Genomic DNA, 25,960 nt, shown 5'->3' with positions numbered 1-25,960 from the left:
CGGGCTAGGATCATCGGCTCAGCATCCTGGCCAAAAGGGATTGCCATGACCGATCTTGCCCAGCTCGAAGCCCAGATCATCACCGACATCACCGCCGCGGCGGACGAGGCGGCGCTCGAAGCCGTGCGTGTCGCAGCCCTTGGCAAGAAGGGCTCGATCTCCGCACTGCTCGCAACGCTCGGCAAGATGTCGCCGGACGAGCGCAAGACGCAAGGCGCCGCGATCAACCAGGCCAAGGACAAGGTCACCGAGGCGCTCGCAGCAAAGCGCGACGTCTTGAAGTCGGCGGCGCTCGATGCCCGGCTGGCCGCCGAGACCATCGATGTCACGCTGCCCTTGCGCGATGCCGCGGCCGAGGCCGGCCGAATCCACCCGCTGAGCCAGGTCTGGGACGAGTTGACCACGATCTTCGCCGACATGGGATTCTCGGTCGCCGAAGGCCCCGATATCGAGACGGATGATTACAACTTCACCAAGCTGAATTTTCCGGAAGGCCATCCCGCGCGCGAGATGCACGACACCTTCTTCTTTCATCCGAAGGAAGACGGCTCGCGCATGCTGCTGCGGACCCACACCTCGCCGGTGCAGGTGCGCACCATGCTGAGCCAGAAGCCGCCCATTCGCGTGATCTGCCCGGGTCGCACTTACCGCATCGATTCGGACGCGACCCACACGCCGCAATTCCACCAGGTCGAAGGCCTCGTCATCGACAAGCACTCGCATCTCGGCCACCTCAAATGGATCCTGCACGAGTTCTGCAAGGCGTTCTTCGAGGTCGACCACATCAACATGCGCTTCCGTCCCTCGTTCTTCCCGTTCACCGAGCCCTCGCTTGAAGTCGACATCCAGTGCCGTCGCGACAAGGGCGAGATCCGCTTCGGCGAGGGCGAGGACTGGCTGGAGATTCTCGGCTGCGGCATGGTGCATCCGAACGTGCTGCGCGCCTGCGGCATCGATCCCGACGAGTACCAGGGCTTTGCCTGGGGCATGGGCATCGACCGCATTGCCATGCTGAAATACGGCATCGCCGATCTGCGCCAGCTGTTCGACAGCGACGTCCGCTGGCTGTCCCATTACGGCTTCAAGCCGCTGGAGGTACCGACGCTGGCTGGGGGGCTGAGCTCGTGATGGTCAGCGCTGGGAGCAATTCCACAAAGACCCTTTCCGTTCCCTCCCCCCTTGTGGGGGAGGGTCAGGGAGGGGGGTAGCCGCAGATGCCGCACACAGTGGTGAGCGACCGTCAGCGCAGCCGAGCGAAGCAACTTCGCCGCACGATGACGCGCGCTGAGACACTGCTATGGCGATATCTGAAAGCTAATCGCATGGATGGCCTGGGCGTCCGACGTCAGACACCGATCGGGAGTTACATCGCCGATTTCGTGTGCTTCTCATCGAAGCTAATTATCGAGCTCGATGGAGAATCTCACAATTTCGAGGAACGGCAGAAGGCAGATCAGCGTCGTGATGCGTTCTTCGTCGCGGAAGGATTTCAGGTTCTGCGTTTCACGAATGAGCAGGTGATGTCAAACCTTGAGGGAGTTGTCGAGGCAATCCGCCAGGCAGCTTCCGTCAGAGCGCGCGGCTTACCCCCCTCCCTGCCCCTCCCCCACAAGGGGGGAGGGAACACTGGCACCGACCAAGATCAATTCGTAAACACCGACAAGAACCGAGGCACACAGCCATGAAATTCACCCTCTCCTGGCTGAAGGATCATCTCGACACCGACGAGCCCCTGGAAAGGCTCGCCGACAAGCTCACCATGATCGGGCTCGAGGTCGAGAACATCGAGGACAAGGCGAAGGCGCTGAAGCCCTTCACCATTGCGAAGGTGATCTCGGCCGAGCAGCATCCGAATGCGGATCGCCTGCGGGTCTGCATGGTCGACACCGGTGACGGTGGCGCGCCGGTGCAGGTCGTGTGCGGCGCGCCGAATGCGCGGGCCGGGCTCGTCAGCGTGTTCTCGCCGCCCGGCACCTACATTCCCGGCAAGGACATCACGCTCGGGGTCGGCACCATCCGCGGCGTCGAGAGCCGCGGCATGCTGTGCTCGGCGGCCGAGCTGCAGATATCCAACGACCATGACGGCATCATGGAATTGCCTGCGGACGCGCCGATCGGCGCCGGCTACGCCGAATGGGCCGCGCTTGGCGATCCCGTGATCGAGATCAACCTGACCCCGAACCGGCAGGACTGCACAGGCGTGCACGGAATCGCGCGCGATCTTGCCGCTGCCGACATGGGCAAGTTCAAGGACCCCACGATCAAGCCGATCAAGGGCGAATTCCCCTGCCCGGTGAAAGTGACGGTCGAAGACGCCACGCTGTGCCCGGGCTTCGCGCTGCGCCTCGTGCGCGACGTCAAGAACGGCCCGTCGCCGGAATGGCTCCAGAAGCGGCTGACCGCGATCGGGCTGCGCCCGATCAACGCGCTGGTCGATATCACCAATTTCATGACGTTCGATCGCGCACGGCCGCTACATGTGTTCGACGCCAAGAAAGTGAGCGGCAATCTCGTCGTACGGCGCGCCCGCGAGGGCGAGAGCCTGCTGGCGCTCGACGGCCGCACCTACAATCTCGATCCCAATATCTGCGTGATCGCGGATGAGCACGGCGTCGAATCGCTTGCCGGCATCATGGGCGGCGAGGCCTCGGGCTGCGACGAGAACACCACCGACGTTCTGATCGAATCGGCGCTGTGGAACGAGATCAACATCGCCCAGACCGGCCGCAAGCTCGGTGTGAATTCGGATGCGCGCTACCGCTTCGAGCGTGGCGTCGATCCGGCCTTCATGGTGCCGGGGCTCGAGCTCGCGACCAAGCTGGTGATGGAGTTGTGCGGCGGCACGCCGTCCGAGACCGCCGTGGTCGGCAAGGCCTTCGGCGACGACCGCGTGATCGATTTCCCGGTCACCGAAGTCAAGCGTCTGTCCGGCATCGAGGTGCCCCAGCCGGAGATGAAGCGCATCCTGACCCATCTCGGCTTCATGATGGCGGGCCCAGGCCCGGTGGTGAAGGTCGCAGTTCCCTCCTGGCGCACCGACGTGCACGGCAAGGCCGACATCGTCGAAGAGATCGTGCGCATCTTCGGTGTCGACAAAGTGCCGATGACGCCGTTCGAGCGCGGCGAAGACGCACGCAAGCCTGTGCTGACCCCGCTTCAGCTGCGCACCCGGCGCGCGCGGCGCGCGCTGGCGAGCCGCGGCATGGTCGAGGCCGTGACGTGGTCGTTTATCGCAAAACCCGCGGCAAAATTGTTCGGCGGCGGCCAGCGCGAGCTCGAGGTGGCGAACCCGATCGCATCCGACCTTTCCGACATGCGCCCGACGCTACTCGCGGGCCTGCTCGCGGCGGCGCAGGCCAATGCCGATCGCGGCTTTGGCGACGTCGCGCTGTTCGAGGTCGGGCAGCTGTTCAGGGGAGACCGCCCGCAAGATCAGTTCATGGCGGCGAGCGGCGTACGCCGCGGCTTTGCGTCCTCGGAAGGTCTCGGCCGGCACTGGTCCGGCTCGGCGCAGGCTGATGTGTTCGACGCCAAAGCCGATGCGCTGGCGGTGCTCGCCGCTGCCGGCGCGCCGATGCAGGCGCTTCAGATCGTCGCCGGTGGCCCCGGCTGGCTGCATCCGGGGCGTTCGGGCACGATCCAGATCGGTCCGCAGAACGTGCTTGGCTATTTCGGCGAGATGCACCCGCGCGCGCTCGAGGCGCTCGGGGCCGACGGCCCGCTGATCGTGTTCGAGGTGATCCTCGACCGCATTCCGGAGGCGAAGAAGAAGCCGACCCGCGCCAAGCCTGCGATCGAGCTGTCGGCGTTCCAGCCTGTTATGCGCGACTTCGCCTTTATCGTCGATCGCACAGTCAAGGCCGGCGACATCGTGCGCGCGGCGCAAGGCGTCGACAAGAAGCTGATCACGGGGGTCAGCGTCTTCGACGTCTACGAGGGCAAGGGCATCGATGACGGCAAGAAGTCGATCGCGATCGCGGTCACGATCCAGCCGCGCGAGAAGACGCTGACTGACCAGGAGATCGAGGCTGTGGCCGCGAAGGTCGTGGCCGAGGTGACGAAGAAGACCGGCGGCACTCTTCGCGGATGAGCCTGACGGACTTTCTGCCGAAGGACGTCAGCCTCACCATTGCGATGGCGCTCTGCGCTGTCGCGTTCGTTTCGGGCACCGCCCGCGGCTTCTCCGGGTTCGGTTCGGCGCTGATCTTCATGCCGCTGGCGAGCAGCATCGCTGCGCCGCGGCTCGTGGCTGCCTTGCTGCTCGTGATCGATTTCGTCGCGGCCGCGCCGCTCCTGCCCGACGCCTGGCGCAAGGCGGACTGCAAGGCCACGGCCGTGATCGTGCTGGGCGCGCTGATCGGCGTGCCCCTTGGGACCTATTTCCTCAGCGTACTCGAGCCCGTCACCACGCGCTGGATCATCTCCTGCTTCGTCGCCGCGCTGCTGCTCCTGCTGCTGTCGGGCTGGCGCTATCGCGGCAAGGACCACACCTGGCTCTCGGTCGGCATCGGCGGCCTTTCCGGCTTCTGTAGCGGGCTGGCGCAGACCGGCGGTCCACCGATCGTCGGGTATTGGCTCGGCCGTCCGATTGCGCCGATCGTCGCGCGCGCCAACATCGTGCTGTTCTTCGGCGCGTCGGATTTCTTCTCGATGGTGAGTTACGCGAGCACGGGCCTGATCTCGCGCGAGTCGCTCGCGCTTTCGCTGATCGTCGGCCCGGTCTATGCGATCGGCGTCGCGTTCGGTGCATCACTGTTCGGCCGCGCGAGTGAGAAGGTGTTTCGCGGCATCTGCTACGCGTTGATCGCGCTGGCGGTGATTGCCGGGCTGCCGGTGCTGGATGGGATATTGCGGTAAACCAATGCTGTCGTCCCCTGCGAATGCAGGGGAACCATACCGCGTGATCTATCGATTAGGCACGAGTGACCGCCCCGACGAAGATCTTTTATCTGCTGGTCTTCGCCAAGCTCTCCCTGTGGTTTGTGGGTCCCTGCGTTCGCAGGGACGACAGCGGAGTGTTTGGGGACTGATTGCCTCACTGCCGCGGCACGCGTCGCTTCTTGGTCGACTGCGTCGGGACATCCGCCGGCTCGTCTTTGAGCGCGCCGATCTTGCGCAGCGCGGCGTCCGCGGCGCGTTCGCCGCTTTCCCAGGCGCCGTCGACGGTGCCCCACAGCGTCTCATGCGTGGCTTCGCCGGCAAGGAACATGTTGCCGATCGGCTCCGTCAAAACCTTTCGCGAGAGGTGACCGCCGGGCGCGGCCGCCGACATCGCGCCCATGACATAAGGCGAGGCATTCCAGCGCGTCGCGCTGGTCTTCTGCACGGCGGCCGCAGCTTCGCTGCCGAACAGTTTGGTGATCCACTCCTTCGCGAAAGCCGTCATCGCCTGCTCGCCCTGTCCGGAGAGATCGCGGCCGAACGAGCCGCCGACGTCGATTGAGCACAGCACGGAGCCGCCGATATTGGCGAACAACAGCGCCGTACGCGTCGAATTGCTCTGCTCGATCAGGGTGTCGTCGCGCGACAGTCCGAGCGGGTTGCCCGGCAGTTGCAGCACGATGCGATCGTAGCTGCCGAGGGTGAGCTTCGATGCCGCGTCCAGCGTGCGTTTCGGAATGTCGGGTCCGAACTTGATCGCGCCAGAGGTCAGTACGTTGGTCGAGACGGTGATGATGGCGGCGCGGGCCGCGATCTTGCCGCTTGGGGTCTCCACTCCGACATCGCGATTGCTCCAGACGATCCGGCTCACCGGCGTCGACAGCACCACCGGCGCCTGCTCGCCGAGTTTCGCGATCAGCGTCCCCAGACCCTGGCGGCAGGCGATCGCGCCATTGCGGTCCTGCGCGCGGGCCTTGTCGATGGCCGAAAGCTCCTTCAGATCCTTGCCCGCGAAGCCCGCGCCCAGCATGAACTCGGTCGCGCCAGCCCAGTCGCCGAGATCCTTCGGCAGCACGGAGGCGCAAGAGGTGTCCAGCTTGCCGCGCGCGGCGTCGTCGATGGCACGGTTGGTGCGGACCAGCGCGGCCAGGAACTCCTCGGTTTCGCCGGCGCGCGCATTGCGGCGGCCGATGCGCATTTTCTGGCCCGATGGCGCCGGCAGCACGTCGAGCCCGGCGCTGCGCGCCAGCCGGATCATCGGATTGGTGTCGGGATTGTGCATCCAGCGCGCGCCGCGGTCGAACGGCGTGCCGAAAATCGTGCTATCCGTGATGCAACGGCCGCCGATCTGGGCCGCCGCTTCCACCACCACAACCCTGCGGTTGGCGGCCATGATGCGCCGCGCTGCGGCAATCCCCGCAGCCCCCGCGCCAATCACGACGACATCGGCCTCCCGCGGCGGGGTCGCGGCGGTCGCGCGCAGCACAGGCATCGCGGCAAGGCCCGCCGACGCCGAAAGGAAGCCGCGGCGCGTGATAGTCATGTCATGGTTTCCGGGGACTTGCGACGTATGGGAACAGCCCGCGAACCTTGCCGTATCTGATGTTGCGCAGCAACCATCATGGTGAATCAATCGTACTTGATCTCACAGAGTGATGAACCGAATTGCAACACGTTTGGACCATGATAGAGAAGGGAAAAAGACGGCCGGAAAAGGCCCTGGGGGGAGTTTGAGATGGGGACGGTCCTGGACTCGGTCGGCAAGCTGATTGCCGCGTACCTCTCGAAGGAGGTGCCGGGCTACGAGCCGTTCACGCCGAGCGACCCGGAGCACCTGCGCGGCGTCATCGAGCCTGGCGACGTGCTGCTGGTCGAAGGCAACAACCGCATCTCCGGTATCATCAAATATCTGACGCAGTCGACCTGGTCGCACGCTGCGCTCTATGTCGGTCCGATCGAGGGCGCGGAGGAGGCTGACGGCGAGCCGCATGTGCTGATCGAGGCCAATATCGGCGAGGGCGTCACCTCTGCGCCTTTGTCGAAATATTTTCCCTATCACACCCGCCTCTGCCGCCCGGTCGGGCTGTCCTATGAGGACCGTACCACCGTCTGCCGTTATGCGATCAACCGCATCGGCTTCGGCTACGACACCAAAAACATCGTCGACCTCATGCGCTTCCTGTTCCCGCTGCCGATACCACAGCGCTGGCGGCGGCGCATGATCGCGCTGGGATCGGGCGATCCCACCAAGATCATCTGCTCGGCGCTGATCGCGCAGGCGTTCGACGCCGTGCGCTACCCGATCCTGCCGAAGATCACCAAGGCCGGCAGCCGCGCCGCTCGCCGCGAAATTCTGCACATCCGCGATTCCTCGCTCTACATGCCCCGCGACTTCGACATCTCGCCCTATTTCGAAGTCGTGAAACCCACCATCGTGCACGGCTTCGACTACACAGCCTTGCACTGGGCCGACAAGCAGAAGCCGCTCGAGGAGGTGGCGGGCACATTCAGTGTGTTTCCAGAAACGCTCCGTGCGCCGCCGCTCGTTCCTGAGGCGTCTGACGAAGCGACGCCGGCTGAAATTTCGGCTGAAGAAGTGAGCAAGCAACCTGCCGAGATGGCCGAACGAATGTCGGAGCATTTCCCGCTGCTAAAGAGATTGGCGATGTACCGCCCGCGGCGGCGGGGACGGGCAAGGGAGAGGGTGGCGTAGACCGCCTCCCCGCTGTCGTCCTGGCGAAAGCCAGGACCCGTTACCCCAGAGTGCAGTTTGACGAAGGCTCCGCGTTGGGTACGATTACCGCGCGCAGCCGAGAGATTCCGCGGTATGGGTCCTGGCTTTCGCCAGGACGACGCTGGGGCGTATCTCGCGCGTCCCTTTGCAAAGTCATTCTACAGTCATTGCGAGCGCAGCGAAGCAATCCAGACTGCCGCCGCGGTGAGATTCTGGATTGCTTCGCGGAGCCTGTCATCGGGCCGCGCTTCGCGCGGACCGTTGGCTTGCAATCGCGAAAGTAGGAACCTACCGCTCCGCCCGTCCGATCACTGCCATCAGCTCCGCGATCTTCTCGCGCTGATCGGCCTTGTCGCCACTGGCGATGGCGTGCTCGACGCAATGGGCGACGTGATCCTTCAGGATCTCCTCCTCGACCCGGCGCAGCGCGGCGCGCACCGCCGAGATTTGCGTGACGATGTCGATGCAGTAGCGATCTTCCTCCACCATTTTCGAGAGGCCGCGAACCTGACCCTCGATCCGGCCGAGACGTTTTCCGACAGATGTCTTGATGTCCATGCGCATGGGGCCTATATACCCCCCTAGGGTATCAATTGCAAGGGCGGAGCCTCGCCATGAACGACGCCGACCACGGGGACCATCACAAGCAGGAAACACATGCCGGATGCGGCTGTTCCAGGAAAGCCGCGCCGGCCGCAAAGCCGGCATCCTCCTGCTGCGGCGGCCACGGCGATCATGCCGGCCACGCCGATCATCATCACGGGCATGACCATGGCGGTGTCGCGACGAAGGTCCTCGATCCCGTCTGCGGCATGACGGTCGATCCCACGACCTCGAAGCACCACCTCACACATCACGGCGAGACGTTCCATTTCTGCTCGGCCGGCTGCCACACCAAGTTCGCCACCGATCCCGCCAAGTACCTCGCCAAGGACAAGGCGCCCGAGCCCGAGATGCCCGCGGGCACGATCTACACCTGCCCGATGCACCCCGAGATCCGCCAAGTCGGCCCCGGTAGCTGCCCGATCTGCGGCATGGCCTTGGAGCCGGAAGTCGCGAGTCTGGAGGCCGGTCCCAATCCCGAGCTCGCCGACATGACACGGCGGTTCTGGATCGGCGGGGCGCTGGCACTGCCGGCCGTGGTGCTGGAGATGGGCGGCCACCTCGCCGGCCCGCACAGCTGGATCGATCCGACATTGTCGAACTGGCTCCAGCTCTTCTTCGCCACGCCGGTGGTGCTGTGGGCCGGCTGGCCATTCTTCGTCCGCGGCTGGCAGTCGCTGCGGACGCGCAACCTCAACATGTTCACGCTGATCGCGATGGGCACAGGGGTGGCCTATGTCTACAGCGTCCTCGGCACCGTCGCGCCGCAAATATTCCCTGATACCTTCCGTGGCCATGAGGGTGCGGTCGCCGTTTATTTCGAGGCAGCTGCCGTGATCACGGTGCTGGTGCTGCTCGGCCAGGTGCTGGAGCTGCGCGCACGTGATGCGACCTCGGGCGCGATCAAGGCGCTGCTCCAGCTCGCGCCGAAGACCGCACGACGCGTCGAGCCTGATGGCAGCGAGCACGAGGTCGAGATCGATACGCTGCATGCTGGCGACCGTCTGCGCGTCCGCCCCGGCGAGAAGGTGCCGGTCGACGGCATCCTTCTCGAAGGCCGCTCTTCGCTCGACGAATCACTCGTCACGGGCGAATCCATGCCGGTCACCAAGGAGAGCGGAGCCAAGGTGATCGCCGGCACGCTGAATCAGTCCGGCAGCTTCATCATGCGTGCCGACAAGGTCGGGCGCGAGACGCTGCTGTCGCAGATCGTGCAGATGGTCGCCGACGCACAGCGCTCGCGCGCGCCGATCCAGCGCTTGGCCGACCAGGTCGCCGGCTGGTTCGTGCCGGCCGTGATCGTTGTCGCGCTCGCGGCCTTCGCTGCCTGGGCTTGGTTTGGACCAGAGCCGCGTCTCGCCTTCGGTCTCGTCGCAGCCGTCAGCGTGCTGATCATCGCCTGCCCCTGTGCGCTCGGGCTTGCGACTCCGATGTCGATCATGGTCGGTGTGGGCCGCGGTGCACAAGGAGGCGTGCTGATCAAGAACGCCGAGGCGCTGGAGCGAATGGAGAAGATCGACACGCTGGTGGTCGACAAGACCGGCACGCTGACCGAGGGCAAGCCCAAGGTGGTGGCGATCGTGCCGGCTGCCGGCTTTGCCGAGGATGACGTCCTTCGCCTCGCCGCCAGCGTCGAGCGTGCCAGCGAGCATCCCCTGGCCGACGCGATCGTGCGCGCGACAAAGGAGAAGCAGCTCACTCTTGAGCAAGTCGAGCATTTTGACTCGCCGACCGGCAAGGGCGCGACCGGCAAGGTCGAGGGCAAGAGCATCGTGCTCGGCAATGCCAGATATTTGTCGTCGATCGGAATCGACACCAAGCTGCTCGACGCCGAAGCCGAGCGGCTGCGCGGCGACGGTGCGACGGTGATCAACATGGCCGTGGACGGCCGGCTCGCCGGCCTGTTCGCGATCGCCGATCCGGTCAAGGCGTCGACCCCGGAGGCGCTGAAGGCACTCGCGGCCGAAGGCATCAAGGTCATCATGCTGACCGGCGACAACCGCACCACGGCGCAAGCGGTGGCGCGCCGGCTCGGCATCGCCGAGGTCGAGGCCGAGGTGCTGCCGGACCAGAAGAGCGCGGTGGTCGCCAAGCTGCAAAAGGCCGGCCGCAGCGTCGCGATGGCCGGCGACGGCGTCAACGACGCGCCAGCGCTGGCGGCCGCCGAAGTCGGCATCGCAATGGGCACCGGCACCGATGTGGCAATGGAGAGCGCTGGCGTGACCCTGCTCAAGGGCGATCTCGTCGGCATCGTGCGCGCGCGAAGACTGTCGCAGGCGACGATGAGCAACATCCGCCAGAACCTGTTCTTCGCCTTCATCTACAACGCCGCGGGCATCCCGATCGCAGCCGGCATCCTCTATCCGGCGTTCGGCCTGCTGCTCTCGCCGATCATCGCTGCGGCGGCGATGGCGCTGTCCTCGGTGAGCGTGGTCGGGAATGCGCTACGGCTGCGTGCGACCAGGTTGTGAATCGCTTGCGCGGCCAGGCAAGATATAGGTAGCCCGGACAGGCCAAGCGACACGCGAGGAGAGATATCTGATGCAGCGAATTACGATCACGATCGAGGATGATCTGCTGGCGGAGATCGACGCGGCGGCGGAAGCGCGCGGTTACCAGAACCGCAGCGAGATCATCCGCGATCTCGCCCGCGCCGGCCTGCAGAAGAGCAGCGAGGATACCACGCAGACCGGCTCCTGCGTCGCGGGGCTCGTCTACGTCTATGACCACGCCGCCCGAGATCTCTCAAAACGCTTGGTGCAGGAATTCCATGGCCATCACGACCTCGCGCTGGCGACCCTGCACGTCCATCTCGACGACGACAATTGCATGGAGATGACGGCGCTGCGCGGCGCCGCCTCCGAGGTCAAGCATTTCGCCGATCACATCATCGCCGAACGCGGCGTGCGCTACGGTCGCGTGGTGATGATCCCGACCGGCGAAGCCAAGCACGTAAAGGCGCGCAAGCACAGGCAGGGCCATCGGCATGAGTAGCAACTAGCCGCACACGCGGTGCCGACCCCTCTCCCCTTGCGGGAGAGGGTGGCTCACCGCGGAGCGGTGAGACGGGTGAGGGGTATGTCTCCGCACATCCAACTCTCATTTGAATGCGAAACAACCCCTCATCCGGCGCTTCGCGCCACCTTCTCCCACAAGGGGAGAAGGTAAGAATGAAGCCGCCCTTGCCGATGCCACATTGGGTGTCTACCTCTCGCGTGTTGCTTATTTCAGAGGGTCCCCATGCTGGATGCCGCCGTGAAGGCGTTGTCGCAAATGATCTCGCCGCCGATGCGCTCGATCCTGTGGCGATCGATCGGGCTTGCGCTGGTGCTGATCACCATCCTGGCGATCGGCCTGCAGCGGCTCCTCAGCTGGTTTGCGACCTCTGGCGAGGTCTGGCTGGAGGGCCTGCTCGGGCCCGGCTGGCATTCCTCGCTTGAAGTCCTCTCGTGGATCGTCTCGATCGCAGCGGGCCTCGGCGTCGTGTTCGGCGGCGTCTTCCTGATGCCCGCGATCACCTCGCTGGTGGCGAGCCTGTTCGTCGACGACGTCGCCGACGTCGTCGAGCGTGAGCATTATCCCGCCGAGCGGCCGGGCGTTGCGCTGCCATTCGGCCAGGCAATCCTCGAGGGCATCAAGACCGCGCTGCTGACGATTGTGGTTTATCTGATCGCGTTGCCGCTGGTACTCTTCGCCGGCGCCGGCTTCCTGATCTTCTTCCTCGCTGCCGCCTGGCTGCTCGGCCGAGAATATTTCGAGCTCGCGGCCATGCGCTTCCGCCCGCCGGAGCAAGCCAAGGCGATGCGGCGCGACAACGCCGCAACCATCTTCACCGCCGGTCTCTTCATCGCCGCCTTCGTCTCGATTCCGATCGTGAATTTGGCGACGCCGATCTTCGGCATGGCCTTCATGGTCCACATGCACAAGCGGCTATCCGGTCCGCGGCCCGAACTGATCGAGCCGGCGCGGCAGATGCGGTGACGCGCCCGGCGCGGCACTCAGACCGTCTTCTCCGGCCAGCGGCAGAGATCGTTGATCAGGCAAACCTCGCAGCGCGGCTTGCGCGCGAGACAGGTGTAGCGGCCGTGCAGAATCAGCCAATGATGGGCGTGCAGCATGAACTCGGCGGGGATCACCTTTTCGAGACCGAGCTCGACCTCGAGCGGCGTCTTGCCGGGCGCAAGCCCGGTGCGGTTGCCGACGCGGAAGACATGCGTGTCGACCGCCATGGTGTGCTCGCCAAAGGCCATGTTGAGCACGACATTCGCGGTCTTGCGTCCCGCGCCGGGCAGCGACTCGATCCCCGCGCGCGTCCGCGGCACCTCGCCACCGAATTCGCTGAGCACCTTTGCCGACAGCGCAATGACGTTTTTCGCCTTGGTGCGATAGAGGCCGATGGTCTTGATGTACTCGCGTAGGCGCTCCTCGCCGAGATCGAGCATCTTCTGCGGGGTGTCGGCCACCTCGAACAACGCGCGCGTCGCCTTGTTCACGCCGGCGTCGGTGGCCTGCGCCGACAGCACCACGGCGACCAGCAGCGTGAACGGGTTGACGTGCTCGAGCTCGCCCTTCGGCTCCGGATTGGCCTTGCGGAAACGGCTGAAGGCCTCGTGAATTTCGGCGGGCGTCCAGGGTTTTGTCGCTTTGAGCGATTTCTTCGCGGGGGCCCTCGGCTTCGCAACGGCCGGCTTTGGCTTTTTCTTCAGCCCGGGAGTTTTGCGCGGGACCGGCTTGCGGGTGATTTTCGCCATGATTGGGATATACTGAGCGACGATGAGCACAGGCAACGAAATTGAGCGCAAGCCTTCTGAAGATCCGCGCGAAGTGCAGATCTTCTCCGCGCTGCTGACGCCACATCGCTCGCTGAATCGCACCGGCTTCCTCGCCGTGATGCTGTTCCTGAGCGTGGTCAGCTTCGTCACGGGGCTCGCCTTTCTGATGATGGGCGCCTGGCCGGTGTTCGGCTTCTTCGGGCTCGACGTCCTCGTGATCTGGTGGGCCTTCAAGGCCAATTTCCGCGCCGCGCGGGCCAGCGAGGAGATCATGGTCACCCCTTCCGAATTGCGCGTGCGTCGCGTCAGCGATCGCGGCCAGGTCGCCGAATGGACGTTCAATCCGCTCTGGGTCCGGCTCGACATGGAAATCGACGAGGACTTTGGCATCGAGCATCTCTACCTCATCTCGCGCGGCCACCAGATCCAGATCGCCCGCTTCCTCGGGCCGGACGAAAAGGCAAGCTTTTACAAAGGCTTGTTTGAGGCATTGAACGCCGCCAAGCGCGGCCCGACCTACAACCCGGTCAGCTGATTCCAGATCGGAAATCGGGTGGTTTCGCACCCTTCCCTCTCCTACATTTCGGTCATGATGACACTCGCCATACATGACCAGCGCCTGGCCAAGCCGGGCCCCCAGAACGCCGCGCTGCGCGACTATGATTCCGTGCGCCGGGCGATCGCGTTCATCTCCGAAAACTGGCGGACGCAGCCGACCATCGAGGCGATGGCAGATGCGGCCGGCGTCACGCCCGATGAGCTGCACCATCTGTTCCGCCGCTGGGCCTCGATCACGCCGAAGGCATTCATGCAGGCGCTCACCCTCGACCATGCCAAGGGGCTCCTGCGGGATTCTGCGAGCGTCCTCGATGCGGCGCTCGACTCCGGCCTGTCAGGCCCCGGCCGCCTGCACGATCTCTTCGTCACCCACGAAGCGATGTCGCCGGGCGAATGGAAGAACGGCGGCGTGGGATTGACGCTGCGCTACGGCTTCCATCCCTCGCCATTCGGCACCGCGATCGTGATCGCGACCGACCGCGGCTTGTCGGGGCTGGCCTTCGCCGACCATGGCGAGGAGAAGATCGCGCTCGCCGACATGACGCGACGCTGGCCAAAAGCGACTTATGTGGAAGATCACGAAGGCACCGCGCCGTTGGCGCAGCGCATCTTCGACACGAAGCTGTGGCGGCCGGACCAGCCGCTACGCGTGGTCCTGATCGGCACTGATTTCGAGGTGCGGGTGTGGGAGACCCTGCTGAAGATTCCGATGGGACGCGCGGTGTCCTATTCCGACATCGCCTGCAACATCAACAGCCCGAAGGCCTCGCGCGCCGTCGGGGCCGCGGTCGGCAAGAACCCGGTCTCGTTCGTGGTGCCCTGCCACCGCGCCCTCGGCAAGAGCGGCACGCTCACCGGCTACCACTGGGGCATCACCCGCAAGCAGGCGATGCTGGGCTGGGAGGCGGGGCGGCTGGGAATGCAGTAGCTATTGTCATCCCGGCCTGGTCGGCAATCGCGCAAGGTCGGGACGACACCGAATGTGAGGGCGCGGTCTCACCGCACCTCGCACGATCGCGGCCTACCCCGCCAGATCCAGTTTCGACGCCACGGTTGAATCCGCATTGAGGCGGTAGATGATCGGCACGCCGGTCGCGAGCTCGCGCTTCAAAATGCCTTCAGGTGAAAGCTTTTCCAGCACCATGATCAGCGCGCGCAGCGAGTTGCCGTGGGCGGCGACCAGCGTGCGCTTGCCATTGAGCACGCTGGGCAGAATCTCCTGCACGTAGTACGGCAGCGCCCGCGCGAGGGTGTCCTTCAGGCTTTCGCCGCCGGGCGGCGGCACGTCGTAGGAGCGGCGCCAGATCAGCACCTGGTCCTCGCCCCATTTCTTGCGGGCGTCATCCTTGTTGAGGCCGGAGAGATCGCCATAGTCGCGTTCGTTCAGCGCGAGGTTCTTCGAAGTCGGCAGGCCTTCCTGCCCGAGTTCACCGAGGATGAGGTCGAGCGTGTGCTGCGCGCGCGTCAGCACCGAGGTGTAGGCGACGTCGAACACCAGGCCCTGCGCCTTCAGCTTACGGCCGGCTTCCTTCGCTTCAGTCACGCCTAGCTCGGTGAGATCAGGGTCCTTCCAGCCTGTGAACAGGTTCTTCAGATTCCATTCGCTCTGGCCGTGGCGTACGAGCACGAGAAGACGTTCGCTCATTCACTGCTTTCCGTTTCGTTCAGATGTCAGACAGGCCGAGCACGTCGGCCATGGAGTAATGCCCCGGCTTCTTGCCATGCGCCCACAGCGCCGCCTTGAGCGCGCCATGGGCGAACAGCATGCGGTCCTCGGCGTGATGCGACAGCGTCAGGCGCTCGAACGGGCCGAGGAAGCTAACACTGTGATCGCCGGCCGCGGTGCCGCCCCGCAGCGAGGCAAACCCGATGTCGCCCGGGCGGCGCGTGCCGGTGAGGCCGTCCCGGCCGCGCGCGGCGTGCTCATCGAGCGGTATGCCGCGGCCGCTCGCGGCCGCCTGGCCCAGCATCAGTGCCGTGCCCGAGGGCGCGTCGACCTTCATGCGATGATGGGTCTCGACGATCTCGATGTCAAAACTCGGGTCGAGCGCTTTGGCGACGCGCTTGACCACGGCCGCGAGCAGGTTGACGCCGAGACTCATATTGCCGGATTGCACCACGACAGCGCGGTTGGTCACGCTCTTGATCACGGCGTTATCCGAGCCCGACAGCCCGGTCGTGCCGATGACGTGGACGAGGCCGCGCTCGGCGGCGATCGCGACATTGGCGATGGTCGCGGCCGGCACGGTAAAATCGAGGATGCCGTCGGCATCCTTGGACATCGCCCATAGGTCGGCAGAGAGCTTGATGCCGTTGGCCGGGAGGCCTGCGAGCACGCCGGCATCCTTGCCGAGCAGCTCCGAGCCCGGCGCCTCCAGCGCGCCGGCCAGCACTGCGCCTTTGCTCTCGGCAATCGCCCGCGTCAGCGCGCGGCCCATCCGGCCGCCGGCCCCAGCAACAATCAAGCGCATGTCGGACATGGTGTGATCCTCTCCGCTGCCGTTGTAGCGGGGGCAGACAGTTCCGGCAACCGAGGGGCCTGACACCATCGTCATTCCGGGGCGATGCGCAGCATCGAACCCGGAATCTTGAGATTCCCCGGTGCGCAATTGCGCACCTGAGGCCTGGGCCTTCGGACCATCCCGGAATGACGGCGTGCTTCAGCCGTCCGACGGCTGCGGGCCGTCATAGCCCTCGATGATAATGAGATCGGCGATGGAGTGCGGCTGGCGCACCTTGATGTTGGCTTGGTATTCCGGCGAGTTGTAGCAGGCGAGCGCGGTCTCGTAGTCCGGGAATTCGATCACGACGTTGCGGTTGCGGCTGGCGCCTTCGACGGCGGTGAACTTGCCGGCGCGAACGACGAAGCGGCCACCCCATTTCTTGAAGATCGGACCGTTGGCGACGGCATAGGGCTTGTAGCCCTCGTCATTGCTCACATCGACGCGCCCGATCCAGTAGCCTTTTGCCATTGTTGTTCTCCCTCTTGTTAATCAGCCGAGCGCCTGCGCGATCTCGGCTTGAATGGCTTCCGCGATTGCCTTGGGCTCGGTGGCTTCCACCACCGGCCGCCCGACGACGAGGTAGTCGGCGCCGGCAACGATGGCGCGGCCGGGCGCCATGATGCGCTTCTGGTCGCCGCTTGCCGAACCCGCCGGGCGGATGCCGGGCGTGACGAGGCTCATCTGATGGCCAACAATCTTGCGCAAGGCACCCACCTCTTCCGGCGAGCAGACGAGACCATCGACGCCGAGCACCTGCGCCTGCTGCGCGCGCGCTTCGACCAGTTCGGAGACGCCGAGCCGATAGCCGGCCGCGTGCAGATCATCCTCATTGTAGGACGTCAGCACGGTGACGGCGAGGATCTTCAGGTTCGAATTGGCGCGGCCTTCGACAGCGCCCTTCATGGTCTGTGGATAGGCGTGCACGGTGAGGAAGGTTGCGCCGAGCTTGGTGATGCTCTCGACGCCTTGCGTCACGGTGTTGCCGATGTCGTGCAGCTTGAGATCGAGAAAGACCTTCTTGCCCTTGTCGGCGAGCCGGCCGACCAGCGGCAAGCCATCGGCATAGGCGAGCCGGTATCCAATCTTGTAGAAATTGACGCTATCGCCGAGCCTGTTGACCATCGCTTCCGCGATATCGACGCTCGGCACATCGAGCGCAACGATCAAGCGGTCCTTCGGGGCGATCTCGGCTGGCGTCATGTCACCTCACATCATGCGTTGGGAAATGTCGATCAACTGCCGCACCAGTGCCTGCAACGCGGCGATATCGCCCTCGTTCTTCAGCCTGTCCATATCGTCATAGGCCTGGTCGGCAAAGGCAAGCGTGAGCTGGTTGGCAATCACATTGGCATGGCAGGAGGTCAGGATCAGCCGCAACGCCTGCAGCGCACGGGCCGCGCCCAGCCGGCTCTGTGAGGCGCCGGCGAGCGCGAAGACGCGATTGCGGAACACGTCGCCGCGCGCCTCGTGCAGATCGTGTACGCGGCTGACCCAGTCGATCGCGTTCTTCAGCAGCGGCGGCACCGAAGCATTATATTCGGGCGTGACGATCAGCACGCCGTGATGCGCGCCGATCATGCGCTTGAGATTGATTGCGTGCTTGGGCACGCCGGATTTGGCCTGGAGGTCGCCGTCATAGATCGGCAGCGGAAAATCAGCGAGCGAGATGCGGGTGATTTCGACGCCGGCCTGGGCGAATTCATACGCCGCGACCGCCGCCAGCTTCGCGTTATGCGAGCCGGTGCGCAGCGAGCCGGGAATGATCAGGATCTTGGGAGCTGACATCCAATCCAATGCGTTCGGCGAAAAGAGCCCGCCGCGCAAAACGAGGAGCCGGCGGAATTAATCCTTGCGATACACCCAGACGCGGGCCGGCGGAAGGTTCATCCAGATCCGTTCAGAGGCCTCTGTGGACACGCCGGGCAGTGATTTCGGGATCGGCGGCACCACCGCATAGGTGAACTGGATGAAGGGCGCACCGGGCGCCAGCGCCGTGAAGGCGTCGCGGACGAGCCGCAGCCGCGTCAGCATCGGTTTTGTGACGAGCGGCAGGCCGGAGACGACCGCGGAGGCCGGCTCGCTCAAGACGTTCCAGAGCGTATCGCGCAAGCGATAGGCATCGCCCTGCACCACCTTGGCCTGCGGGTAGCGGTCGCGCAGCAGCGCACAGAAGCCAGGATTGTATTCGACGAGGACGAGACGCTTCTGGTCGATGCCGCGCTCGATCAAAGCCGAGGTGATGGCACCCGTGCCGGGCCCGAGCTCGACTACCGGAGCGTCGGAGTCGATATCGACGTAATGGGCCATGGTCCGAGCCAGCAGCTTGCCCGACGGCATCACCGCGCCCATGTGCAGCGGCTTTTCGATCCACGATCTGAGAAAGCGTACCTCATCATCGAGACGAGGCTTCTTCAACGCACGCGCGGACGATGGCAATGGCATGTCTGGACCGGACGGGACCGCAGGACGCGGCGTGTCAGAAAATGGTCATAAAGACGTATAGGCCGAAGGCGGCACGGTCAAGACGCGTCAACTCGCCCGATTACCGAAGAAATCCTTGACCTTGGCGAAGAAGCCCTCTGATTCCGGCTGCGTATTGCCGGAGGACAGCTTTTCGAACTCGGCCAGCAATTCCTGCTGCTTCCTGGTGAGGTTCTGCGGGGTCTCGACCACGACCTGGACGTACATGTCGCCCATCTGGCGCGAGCGCAGCACCGGCATGCCCTTTGATGCGATGCGGAAGCGGCGGCCCGACTGGGTTCCGGCGGGCACCTTCACCTTGGCCTTGCTCTTCTCGATCGTCGGCACCTCGAACTCGCCGCCAAGGGCGGCTGTCACCATCGAGATCGGCACGCGGCAATGCAGATCGGCGCCGTCGCGCTGGAAGAACTGGTGCTGGGCCAGCGACAGGAAGATGTAGAGGTCGCCGGGCGGGCCGCCGCGGACCCCGGCCTCGCCCTCGCCGGCGAGCCTGATCCTCGTGCCGTCCTCGACGCCTTGCGGAATGTTGACTGACAGCGTGCGCTCGCGGGTGACCCGGCCCTGTCCCGAGCAGGACGGGCAGGCATCCTCGATCATCTGGCCGCGGCCCTGACAGCCGGGACAGGTGCGCTCGAGGGTGAAGAATCCCTGCGACTGCCGCACGCGCCCGGCGCCGCCGCAGGTCGAGCAGGTCTTCGGCTTGGTCCCGGCCTTGGCGCCGATGCCCGAGCAGGCCTCGCAGGTGACCGAGACCGGAATCTCGATCTGCGCGTTCTTGCCGCCAAAGGCTTCCTCGAGCGTGATCTCCATGTTGTAGCGCAGGTCGGCGCCACGCTCGCGACCGCCGCGGCCGCGCTGTCCAGCCATGCCGAACAGGTCTTCGAAAATGTCAGAGAAGGAGGAGGCGAAGCCCGCGCCGAAACCGGCACCGCCGCCGCCGAAACCGCCGCCCTGCTCGAACGCGGCATGGCCGTAGCGATCGTACGCGGCACGCTTGTCCTTGTCCTTGAGGATCTCGTAGGCCTCGTTGATTTCCTTGAACTTGACCTCGCTGGTTTGATCCCCCGGATTGCGATCGGGATGGAATTTCATCGCCAGCTTGCGAAACGACGATTTCAGCTTGGATTCGTCGGCGTCGCGATCGACCTCCAGGGTCTCGTAGTAGCAGCGCTTGGTGGACGTGGACATGATGAGCTCGGTCTATCCAATCGCGTATCAAGTCGGAGCGAAACGACGCCGCTGCGCGACGACATGAGCGTCCCTCCGCCTTACGGCGGAAGACGGCACAGCGGCGTTCAGCATAACGGCTGAGAATTGATCGATCGTAACGGGCGCCTTGCCCGCCCGTCCCGACGCGGCGGCCTCCCCCGCGAGGGGGGAGGTCGGTAGCGCGTGTGGGGTCCAAGCCGTCCGCATCGTTACCCTCTCGGGGTTCAGGCGGACTTCTTGTTGTTCTTGTCGTCGTCGACCTCGGTGAATTCCGCATCGACAACGTCGTCCTTGGCCGCATCCTTCTTGGCGTCGGCCTCGGCCTGTTGCTTGTACATGGCCTCGCCGAGCTTCATCGACACCTGGGCCAGCGTTTGGGTCTTGGCCTTGATCGCCTCGGCATCGTCGCCCTTCAGCGCTTCCTTGAGGTCGCTGACGGCATCCTCGATGGCGCGGCGCTCGCTCTCGGCGACCTTCGAACCGTGCTCGGCCAGCGCCTTCTCGGTCGAATGCACCAGGCCATCCGCCTCGTTCTTGGCGGTCACCGCCTCGCGGCGCTTCTTGTCCGCCTCGGCATTGGCCTCGGCGTCCTTGACCATCTTCTCGATGTCGGCTTCCGACAGGCCGCCCGAGGCCTGGATGCGGATCTGCTGCTCCTTGCCGGTGGCCTTGTCCTTGGCCGAGACGTTGACGATGCCGTTGGCGTCGATGTCGAAGGTCACCTCGATCTGCGGCATGCCGCGCGGCGCCGGCGGAATGCCCATCAGGTCGAACTGGCCGAGCATCTTGTTGTCGGCCGCCATTTCGCGCTCGCCCTGGAAGACGCGGATGGTGACCGCGTTCTGGTTGTCCTCGGCGGTCGAGAACACCTGGCTCTTCTTGGTCGGGATCGTGGTGTTGCGGTCGATGATGCGGGTGAACACGCCACCCAGCGTCTCGATGCCCAGCGACAGCGGGGTGACGTCGAGCAGCAGCACGTCCTTGACGTCGCCCTGGAGCACGCCGGCCTGGATCGCAGCACCGATCGCCACGACCTCGTCCGGGTTGACGCCCTTGTGCGGCTCCTTGCCGAACAGCTGCTTCACGACCTCCTGGACCTTCGGCATGCGGGTCATGCCGCCGACCAGCACGACTTCGCCGATCTCACCGGCGGTGATGCCGGCGTCCTTCAGCGCTTTGCGGCAGGGCTCGATGGTCTTCTGCACGAGGTCGTCAACCAGCGCCTCGAACTTGGCGCGGGTGAGCTTCATCGTCAAATGCTTCGGCCCGGTCTGGTCCGCGGTGATGAAGGGCAGGTTGATCTCGGTCTGCGTCGTCGAGGACAGCTCGATCTTGGCCTTTTCAGCGGCTTCTTTCAGGCGCTGCAAAGCGAGCTTGTCGTTGCGCAGATTGATGCCCTGCTCCTTCTGGAACTCGTCGGCCAAATAACCCACGAGGCGCATGTCGAAATCTTCGCCGCCGAGGAAGGTGTCGCCGTTGGTCGACTTCACCTCGAACACGCCGTCGCCGATTTCGAGAATGGAGATATCGAAGGTGCCGCCGCCGAGGTCGTACACCGCGATGGTGCCGGCCTTGGTCTTGTCGAGGCCATAAGCGAGCGCGGCCGCAGTCGGCTCGTTGATGATGCGCAGCACTTCGAGGCCCGCGATCTTGCCGGCGTCCTTGGTTGCCTGGCGCTGGGCGTCGTTGAAGTAGGCGGGAACGGTGATGACGGCCTGATCGACCTTCTGGCCGAGATGGGCTTCCGCGGTCTCCTTCATCTTCTGCAAGATGAACGCCGAAACCTGCGAGGGCGAGTAGGTCTGGCCGTCGGCCTCGACCCAGGCGTCGCCGTTGGAAGCCTTCACGATCTTGTACGGAACGAGCTTCTTGTCCTTCTCGACCATCGGATCGTCGTAGCGGCGGCCAATGAGGCGCTTCACTGCGAAGAAGGTGCGCTCGGGATTGGTGACGGCCTGGCGCTTGGCCGGCTGCCCGACGAGGCGCTCGCCGTCATCCGTGACGGCGACGATCGAAGGCGTCGTGCGCATGCCTTCGGAATTCTCGATGACTTTGGCGTTCTTGCCATCCATCACGGCGACGCACGAGTTCGTGGTGCCGAGATCGATCCCAATGACCTTTCCCATGGTCCTGATATCCTTCTTTTTGCGGCAGGTTGGTTGGGCCCAGAAGGCACCCGATCCAAACCCCCTAAGATCAAACATCCGCGATATTGCGATGATTGAGGCTCATATAGGAGGGGGGGAGGGGCCCGCAAGGACCGAACGCAAGTTTCGGCCGTGAAAACATTGGGTTTTGGAAGATCATATCCGGGCTCAACCGCCCTTGCGGGTGAGGAAATATTAACAGGTTCGGGTCTCAGCAAGCCCCGCCAGCGCAATCTGCCCCACCCTGTTACGACAAGGCCAAACCCGCTAAAAGGCGGACCGGCCGGGCAGCCGCAGCACAGCTGCTCCGCGCGACAATGCGGCCCGGTGGCCGACCATCGAACGGCCTCAATGTGAACCAATCAGAGTGCCCATGAAGCTGACCCGTCCCCTCGCCGCGCTCGCCATCCTCATTGCCTCGGCGCTTCCGGCCCTTGCCGCCGACGCCGTTTACCCGCCTGGCTTGCGCCTCGGCATGGTGCCGCTGATCGGGCTGAGCACGGCCAAGACCTTTCCGGGCTTCGAGAGCGAGGACGGCAATGTCAAGGTGCTGATCACCGAGCTGCCGCCGGCGGCCTATGGCGAGGTCGTGAGCGCCTTCAATTCCAATCCGGCCGGTGCGAACGGCGTCAAGCAGGACAAGATCGAAACCCCCGCGGGCCTTGCCTATTTCACCACCGAAAGCGGCAAGGCCGGCGATACCCCGGTGAGGCGCTATTCGATGATTGTGCCGGGCGCCGGCTTCTCCGGCTATGTCGCGGTGCAGATTCCGGAGAATGCGACCAAGATCTACAGCGATGAAGCGGTGCGCCAGATGTTTGCGACCGCCGTCACCCGCAAGCAGGTCTCGGCCGAAGAGCAGATCGCGCTGATGCCGTTCAAGATCACCGATCTCGCCGACTTCAAGGACATCCGTACGCTGGCGCCGGGCTCGAGCATCATCCTGGCCGACGGCGACGAGAGCACGGGCTATGAATCGAAGCCGTTCATGATCCTCGGCCTGATTGGCGCCACCCCCCAGCAGACCGACGACCGCGCCCGCTTCGCCCAGGAAGCGGCGCTCCAGATCCCCGGCGTGCGCGAGTCGCGCGTCACCATGTCCGAGCCGATCCGCATCAACGGCCAGCAGGGTTTCGAGACCCGGATCGACGGCGTCAGCGGCAAGGACAAGGTTCCGGTGACGGTGGTGCAGTGGATCCGCTTTTCAAGCGGCGGCACCTCGCTGCGCATCATCGCCAGCGCCCCGCGCGACCAATGGCCAAGCGCCTTCACCCGCTTCCGCGCCGTGCGCGACGGCATTCAGCCGAAGGGCTAGCTCCCGTACGCGGGAGCGGTGAGGATCCGCCGACCCAAGCCCAACCCCTCGCCAAGACCGACTGCATTTTCGGGCTTCTGTTCGCACACAAGCGGAACTAGGCTTGGCCTCCATTGGGTTCATTCCTGGAGGGGAGACGAACGATGCTGGATCGGCGACACATCTTGGCGGCGCTTGCGACCACGGCGCTCGCGGGCCTCGCACCAACCGCGCTGTTTGCGGCCGCGTCAATCAAGCCTGACGAAGCCTCCGCGCTGCTCGTGATCGACGTGCAGAATTGCTTCCTGCCCGGCGGCAGCCTCGCGGTGAAGGAAGGCGAGCAGGTGGTGCCCGTCATCAACAAGATCGCAAAAGCGTTTGCGAACGTGGTGATGACGCAGGACTGGCATACGCCCGGGCACATCTCGTTCGCTTCGGTGCATTCCGGCAAGAATCCGTTCGAGACCGTCGATCTTCCCTACGGCAAGCAGGTGCTGTGGCCGGACCATTGCGTGCAGGGCACCGACGGCGCCGCGCTGTCAAAGGATCTTGCGATCCCGCACGCCGAACTGATCATCCGCAAAGGTTTTCACAAGGAGGTGGACAGCTACTCGGCCTTTCTCGAAGCCGACGGCAAGACCTCGACGGGCCTTGCCGGCTATCTCAAGGGCCGCAAGATCAAGCGCGTCTTCGTCGCCGGTCTCGCCACGGATTTCTGCGTCGCCTGGACCGCGCTCGATGCGCGCAAGGCGGGCTTCGAGGTCTATGTGGTGGAGGACGCCTGCCGCGGCATCGACACGCAGGGTTCGCTGGCAAAGGCCTGGGCTGATATGGCCAAGGCCGGCGTGAAGCGGATTCAGTCTGCGGATATCGCGGTGACCGCGTAATAATTTCGCGCAGTCATTCCGGGGCGGCCCGAAGAGCCGAACCCGGAATGAGGCCAAGGTTCAGTTTGCCGCGCTGTTCGGCTCGTTGGTGTTGGCCGCGGGCGCGGCCTTCGCGCCGCCTTTGGCGACACCGACCAGGGCGGGACGCAGCACGCGCTCGCCGATGGTGTAGCCGGCCTGCACGACCTGCACCACGGTGCCCGATGGCACCGACGCATCGGGGACTTCGAACATCGCCTGCTGGAAATTAGGATCGAACTTCTGGCCCTGCGGATCGAACTTCTTGACGCCGTGCTTTTCCAGCGCGTTGAGCAGCGAGCGCTCGGTGAGTTCGACGCCTTCGATCAGCGAGATCAGGCCGGGATCGGCCGCGGCACGCGCCTCGGCCGGTACGGCATCGAGCGCGCGCTGGAGGTTGTCGGCGATGTCCAACACGTCGCGGGCAAAGCCGGTAATGCCGTAGAGACGGGCGTCGGCGACCTCCTTGCTGGTGCGCTTGCGCAAATTCTCCATCTCGGCCAGCGTCCGCAGCATGCGGTCACGCGCCTCGGCCGCTTCCTTCTGCAACGTCTCGACCGAGCCCGGCTCGGGATCGTCGGGCATGATGTAAGGCTTCGACACTACCGGCTCGCCGGTCGGCGCGGTCGTGTCTTCGGGTTGCCGGTCTTGATCGGTCATCGGCTCTAATCTCGAACTCGTTTCCAGGGATTGTTGGCCCGGATATCGTGCCTAAGCGTACGAAAATCAAGCGCCCGTGATCGGGAACGCCGGTCAGCCCCCCAAAAGCCGACTGACGATGCGGGCGGCGTAGTCCACCGTCGGGATCACACGGGCATAATTCAGCCGCGTCGGGCCGATCACGCCGAGAACGCCGACGATATGGCCGGCGGCATCCCGATAGGGCGAGATGATCGTGGAGGAGCCCGACAGCGAAAACAGCTTGTTCTCACTCCCGATGAAAATTCGCACGCCTTCCGCGGTCTCGGCCCGGCCGAGCAGGTCGATCACGCCGCGCTTGGTCTCGAGATCGTCGAACAACAGGCGCACCCGCTCGAGGTCCTCCAGCGCGTGCAGATCTTCCAGCAGATTGGCGTGGCCTCGGACGATGAGCTGGCGGTCCTCGTTCTCGCCTCCGGACCAGCTCGCGATGCCGGCCGCGATCACCTTTTGCGTCAGCTGATCGAGCTCGGCCCGGGCCTCGCCGAGTGCGGTCTCAAGCTCGAGCCGCGCTTCGGCCAGCGTGCGGCCACGAATCCGTGCATTGAGGAAATTGCCGGCTTCGGTCAGCGCCGAGGAGGGAACTCCGGGCGGCAGCGTCAGCACGCGGTTTTCGACCTGGCCATCCTCGCCGACCAGGATCACCAGCGCTTTCTCCGGTTCCAGACGAACGAACTCGATGTGCTTGAGCCGGGCGTTGGATTTTGGCGTCAGCACGACCGCGGCGGCACGGGTCAGGCCCGACAGCCGCATCAAGGCCTGGTCCAGCGCCGCCTCGACCGATTGCGCCTGGCCGACCGACGAAAGCTGACTCTGGATGGATTGCCGTTCGGCCTCGGTGAGGTCGCCGACCTGCATCAGGGCGTCTACGAAGAAGCGCAGTCCGAGTTCCGTCGGTAGCCGGCCGGCGGACGTATGGGGCGCATAGATCAGGCCGAGCTGTTCCAGGTCGGCCATGACGTTGCGGACCGAGGCCGGCGACAGCGGCATCGCGATCAGGCGCGAGATATTGCGCGAGCCCACCGGCTCACCGGTCGCGAGATAGCTTTCGACAATTTGACGAAAGATGTCGCGGGAACGCTCGTTGAGCTGGGCAAGGCCTGCGCGCGGCGCGATCAGATGCATCGGATCGTGATGGGCCACAGACGGTAACTCCTCTCAGATACTCATAAT

25 protein-coding genes are annotated in these 25,960 nt (G+C 64.8%); 12 read left to right on the top strand and 13 right to left on the bottom strand.

All coding sequences use genetic code 11. The annotated features are described in order from the left end of the window. Window positions 1–45 precede the first annotated feature (45 nt). The 4 genes from pheS to IVA96_RS31945 all read left to right on the top strand — a co-directional run bounded on the left by pheS (window position 46) and on the right by IVA96_RS31945 (window position 4,857). Complete coding sequence (pheS, locus tag IVA96_RS31960; RefSeq protein ID WP_247276551.1) at window positions 46–1,128, top strand: phenylalanine--tRNA ligase subunit alpha; 1,083 nt, start codon at window positions 46–48, stop codon at window positions 1,126–1,128. A gap of 86 nt (window positions 1,129–1,214) precedes the next feature. Next, the gene (locus IVA96_RS31955) at window positions 1,215–1,685 is read left to right on the top strand and encodes an endonuclease domain-containing protein (protein WP_247421450.1); all 471 of its coding nucleotides are present in this window, start codon (window positions 1,215–1,217) and stop codon (window positions 1,683–1,685) included. Continuing rightward, the gene (gene pheT, locus IVA96_RS31950) at window positions 1,682–4,090 is read left to right on the top strand and encodes a phenylalanine--tRNA ligase subunit beta (protein ID WP_247421448.1); all 2,409 of its coding nucleotides are present in this window, start codon (window positions 1,682–1,684) and stop codon (window positions 4,088–4,090) included. Before IVA96_RS31955 ends, pheT begins: the two co-directional genes overlap by 4 nt. Continuing rightward, complete coding sequence (locus IVA96_RS31945; RefSeq protein ID WP_247276554.1) at window positions 4,087–4,857, top strand: sulfite exporter TauE/SafE family protein; 771 nt, start codon at window positions 4,087–4,089, stop codon at window positions 4,855–4,857. Before pheT ends, IVA96_RS31945 begins: the two co-directional genes overlap by 4 nt. A 178-nt stretch (window positions 4,858–5,035) precedes the next feature. On the opposite strand, the gene IVA96_RS31940 is transcribed toward IVA96_RS31945, so the two are convergent. Beyond that, on the bottom strand, window positions 5,036–6,424 hold the full coding sequence (locus IVA96_RS31940) for an NAD(P)/FAD-dependent oxidoreductase (RefSeq protein ID WP_247421446.1): 1,389 nt from the start codon (window positions 6,422–6,424) through the stop codon (window positions 5,036–5,038). A 192-nt stretch (window positions 6,425–6,616) separates the two neighbouring features. Between IVA96_RS31940 and IVA96_RS31935 the strand changes: the two genes are divergently transcribed. Continuing rightward, window positions 6,617–7,594, top strand: coding sequence for a YiiX/YebB-like N1pC/P60 family cysteine hydrolase (locus IVA96_RS31935; RefSeq protein WP_247276556.1), 978 nt, complete (start codon window positions 6,617–6,619; stop codon window positions 7,592–7,594). A 309-nt stretch (window positions 7,595–7,903) separates the two neighbouring features. Here the strand turns inward: IVA96_RS31935 and IVA96_RS31930 are convergent, their stop codons facing one another. After that, the gene (locus IVA96_RS31930; RefSeq protein WP_247276557.1) at window positions 7,904–8,179 is read right to left on the bottom strand and encodes a metal-sensitive transcriptional regulator; all 276 of its coding nucleotides are present in this window, start codon (window positions 8,177–8,179) and stop codon (window positions 7,904–7,906) included. 50 nt (window positions 8,180–8,229) lie between these two features. Between IVA96_RS31930 and IVA96_RS31925 the strand changes: the two genes are divergently transcribed. From IVA96_RS31925 to IVA96_RS31915, 3 genes are all read left to right on the top strand, one after another. Further along, window positions 8,230–10,689: a heavy metal translocating P-type ATPase gene (locus tag IVA96_RS31925; RefSeq protein ID WP_247421443.1), complete on the top strand. Its 2,460-nt coding sequence runs from the start codon at window positions 8,230–8,232 to the stop codon at window positions 10,687–10,689. Between the two features lie 70 nt (window positions 10,690–10,759). Continuing rightward, window positions 10,760–11,212, top strand: a complete 453-nt coding sequence (gene nikR, locus IVA96_RS31920) for a nickel-responsive transcriptional regulator NikR (protein WP_247276559.1) — start codon at window positions 10,760–10,762, stop codon at window positions 11,210–11,212. A gap of 246 nt (window positions 11,213–11,458) precedes the next feature. Continuing rightward, entirely contained in the window at window positions 11,459–12,199 is a 741-nt protein-coding gene (locus IVA96_RS31915) for a sulfate transporter family protein (RefSeq protein WP_247276560.1), read from the top strand. Window positions 12,200–12,216: 17 nt separating this feature from the next. Here the strand turns inward: IVA96_RS31915 and nth are convergent, their stop codons facing one another. After that, on the bottom strand, window positions 12,217–12,969 hold the full coding sequence (gene nth / locus IVA96_RS31910; protein ID WP_247276561.1) for an endonuclease III: 753 nt from the start codon (window positions 12,967–12,969) through the stop codon (window positions 12,217–12,219). 22 nt (window positions 12,970–12,991) lie between these two features. On the opposite strand from nth, the gene IVA96_RS31905 reads away from it, so the two are divergent. Further along, window positions 12,992–13,525: a DUF2244 domain-containing protein gene (locus tag IVA96_RS31905; protein ID WP_247276562.1), complete on the top strand. Its 534-nt coding sequence runs from the start codon at window positions 12,992–12,994 to the stop codon at window positions 13,523–13,525. Window positions 13,526–13,579: 54 nt separating this feature from the next. After that, a complete protein-coding gene (locus tag IVA96_RS31900) occupies window positions 13,580–14,476 on the top strand; it encodes a bifunctional helix-turn-helix domain-containing protein/methylated-DNA--[protein]-cysteine S-methyltransferase (protein ID WP_247276563.1) in 897 nt (298 codons plus the stop codon). 93 nt (window positions 14,477–14,569) lie between these two features. On the opposite strand, the gene IVA96_RS31895 is transcribed toward IVA96_RS31900, so the two are convergent. From IVA96_RS31895 to dnaK, 8 genes are all read right to left on the bottom strand, one after another. After that, window positions 14,570–15,193, bottom strand: coding sequence for a 2,3-bisphosphoglycerate-dependent phosphoglycerate mutase (locus tag IVA96_RS31895; protein WP_247276564.1), 624 nt, complete (start codon window positions 15,191–15,193; stop codon window positions 14,570–14,572). Window positions 15,194–15,212: 19 nt separating this feature from the next. Further along, entirely contained in the window at window positions 15,213–16,028 is an 816-nt protein-coding gene (gene dapB, locus IVA96_RS31890) for a 4-hydroxy-tetrahydrodipicolinate reductase (RefSeq protein WP_247276565.1), read from the bottom strand. 180 nt (window positions 16,029–16,208) lie between these two features. Continuing rightward, window positions 16,209–16,520, bottom strand: coding sequence for a DUF1330 domain-containing protein (locus tag IVA96_RS31885; RefSeq protein WP_247276566.1), 312 nt, complete (start codon window positions 16,518–16,520; stop codon window positions 16,209–16,211). A 21-nt stretch (window positions 16,521–16,541) separates the two neighbouring features. Next, complete coding sequence (gene pyrF / locus IVA96_RS31880) at window positions 16,542–17,252, bottom strand: orotidine-5'-phosphate decarboxylase (RefSeq protein ID WP_247276567.1); 711 nt, start codon at window positions 17,250–17,252, stop codon at window positions 16,542–16,544. Window positions 17,253–17,258: 6 nt separating this feature from the next. Further along, window positions 17,259–17,837 carry an NAD(P)H-dependent oxidoreductase gene (locus IVA96_RS31875; RefSeq protein WP_247276568.1) on the bottom strand — a complete coding sequence of 193 codons (579 nt, stop codon included), beginning with the start codon at window positions 17,835–17,837 and terminating at the stop codon, window positions 17,259–17,261. Between the two features lie 57 nt (window positions 17,838–17,894). Beyond that, the gene (locus IVA96_RS31870) at window positions 17,895–18,494 is read right to left on the bottom strand and encodes an rRNA adenine N-6-methyltransferase family protein (RefSeq protein WP_247276569.1); all 600 of its coding nucleotides are present in this window, start codon (window positions 18,492–18,494) and stop codon (window positions 17,895–17,897) included. Window positions 18,495–18,581: 87 nt separating this feature from the next. Next, window positions 18,582–19,721: a molecular chaperone DnaJ gene (gene dnaJ, locus IVA96_RS31865; protein WP_247276570.1), complete on the bottom strand. Its 1,140-nt coding sequence runs from the start codon at window positions 19,719–19,721 to the stop codon at window positions 18,582–18,584. 245 nt (window positions 19,722–19,966) lie between these two features. After that, a complete protein-coding gene (gene dnaK / locus IVA96_RS31860) occupies window positions 19,967–21,868 on the bottom strand; it encodes a molecular chaperone DnaK (RefSeq protein WP_247276571.1) in 1,902 nt (633 codons plus the stop codon). A 394-nt stretch (window positions 21,869–22,262) separates the two neighbouring features. Between dnaK and IVA96_RS31855 the strand changes: the two genes are divergently transcribed. Beyond that, entirely contained in the window at window positions 22,263–23,204 is a 942-nt protein-coding gene (locus IVA96_RS31855) for a hypothetical protein (protein ID WP_247276572.1), read from the top strand. Window positions 23,205–23,347: 143 nt separating this feature from the next. Then, window positions 23,348–24,070 (top strand): bifunctional nicotinamidase/pyrazinamidase, encoded by a 723-nt coding sequence (pncA, locus tag IVA96_RS31850; protein ID WP_247276573.1) that lies wholly within the window; start codon window positions 23,348–23,350, stop codon window positions 24,068–24,070. A gap of 60 nt (window positions 24,071–24,130) precedes the next feature. On the opposite strand, the gene grpE is transcribed toward pncA, so the two are convergent. Both grpE and hrcA read right to left on the bottom strand, forming a co-directional pair. Further along, the gene (gene grpE, locus IVA96_RS31845) at window positions 24,131–24,748 is read right to left on the bottom strand and encodes a nucleotide exchange factor GrpE (protein ID WP_247276574.1); all 618 of its coding nucleotides are present in this window, start codon (window positions 24,746–24,748) and stop codon (window positions 24,131–24,133) included. A 93-nt stretch (window positions 24,749–24,841) separates the two neighbouring features. Further along, window positions 24,842–25,930 carry a heat-inducible transcriptional repressor HrcA gene (gene hrcA, locus IVA96_RS31840; protein ID WP_247276575.1) on the bottom strand — a complete coding sequence of 363 codons (1,089 nt, stop codon included), beginning with the start codon at window positions 25,928–25,930 and terminating at the stop codon, window positions 24,842–24,844. Between the last annotated feature and the right edge of the window lie 30 nt (window positions 25,931–25,960).

This window comes from Bradyrhizobium sp. 159 (genome assembly GCF_023073795.1).
Classification (GTDB): Bacteria; Pseudomonadota; Alphaproteobacteria; order Rhizobiales; family Xanthobacteraceae; genus Bradyrhizobium.
Note: the sequence above shows the minus strand (reverse complement) of the source record. Positions and strands in the feature narration are given on the sequence as shown.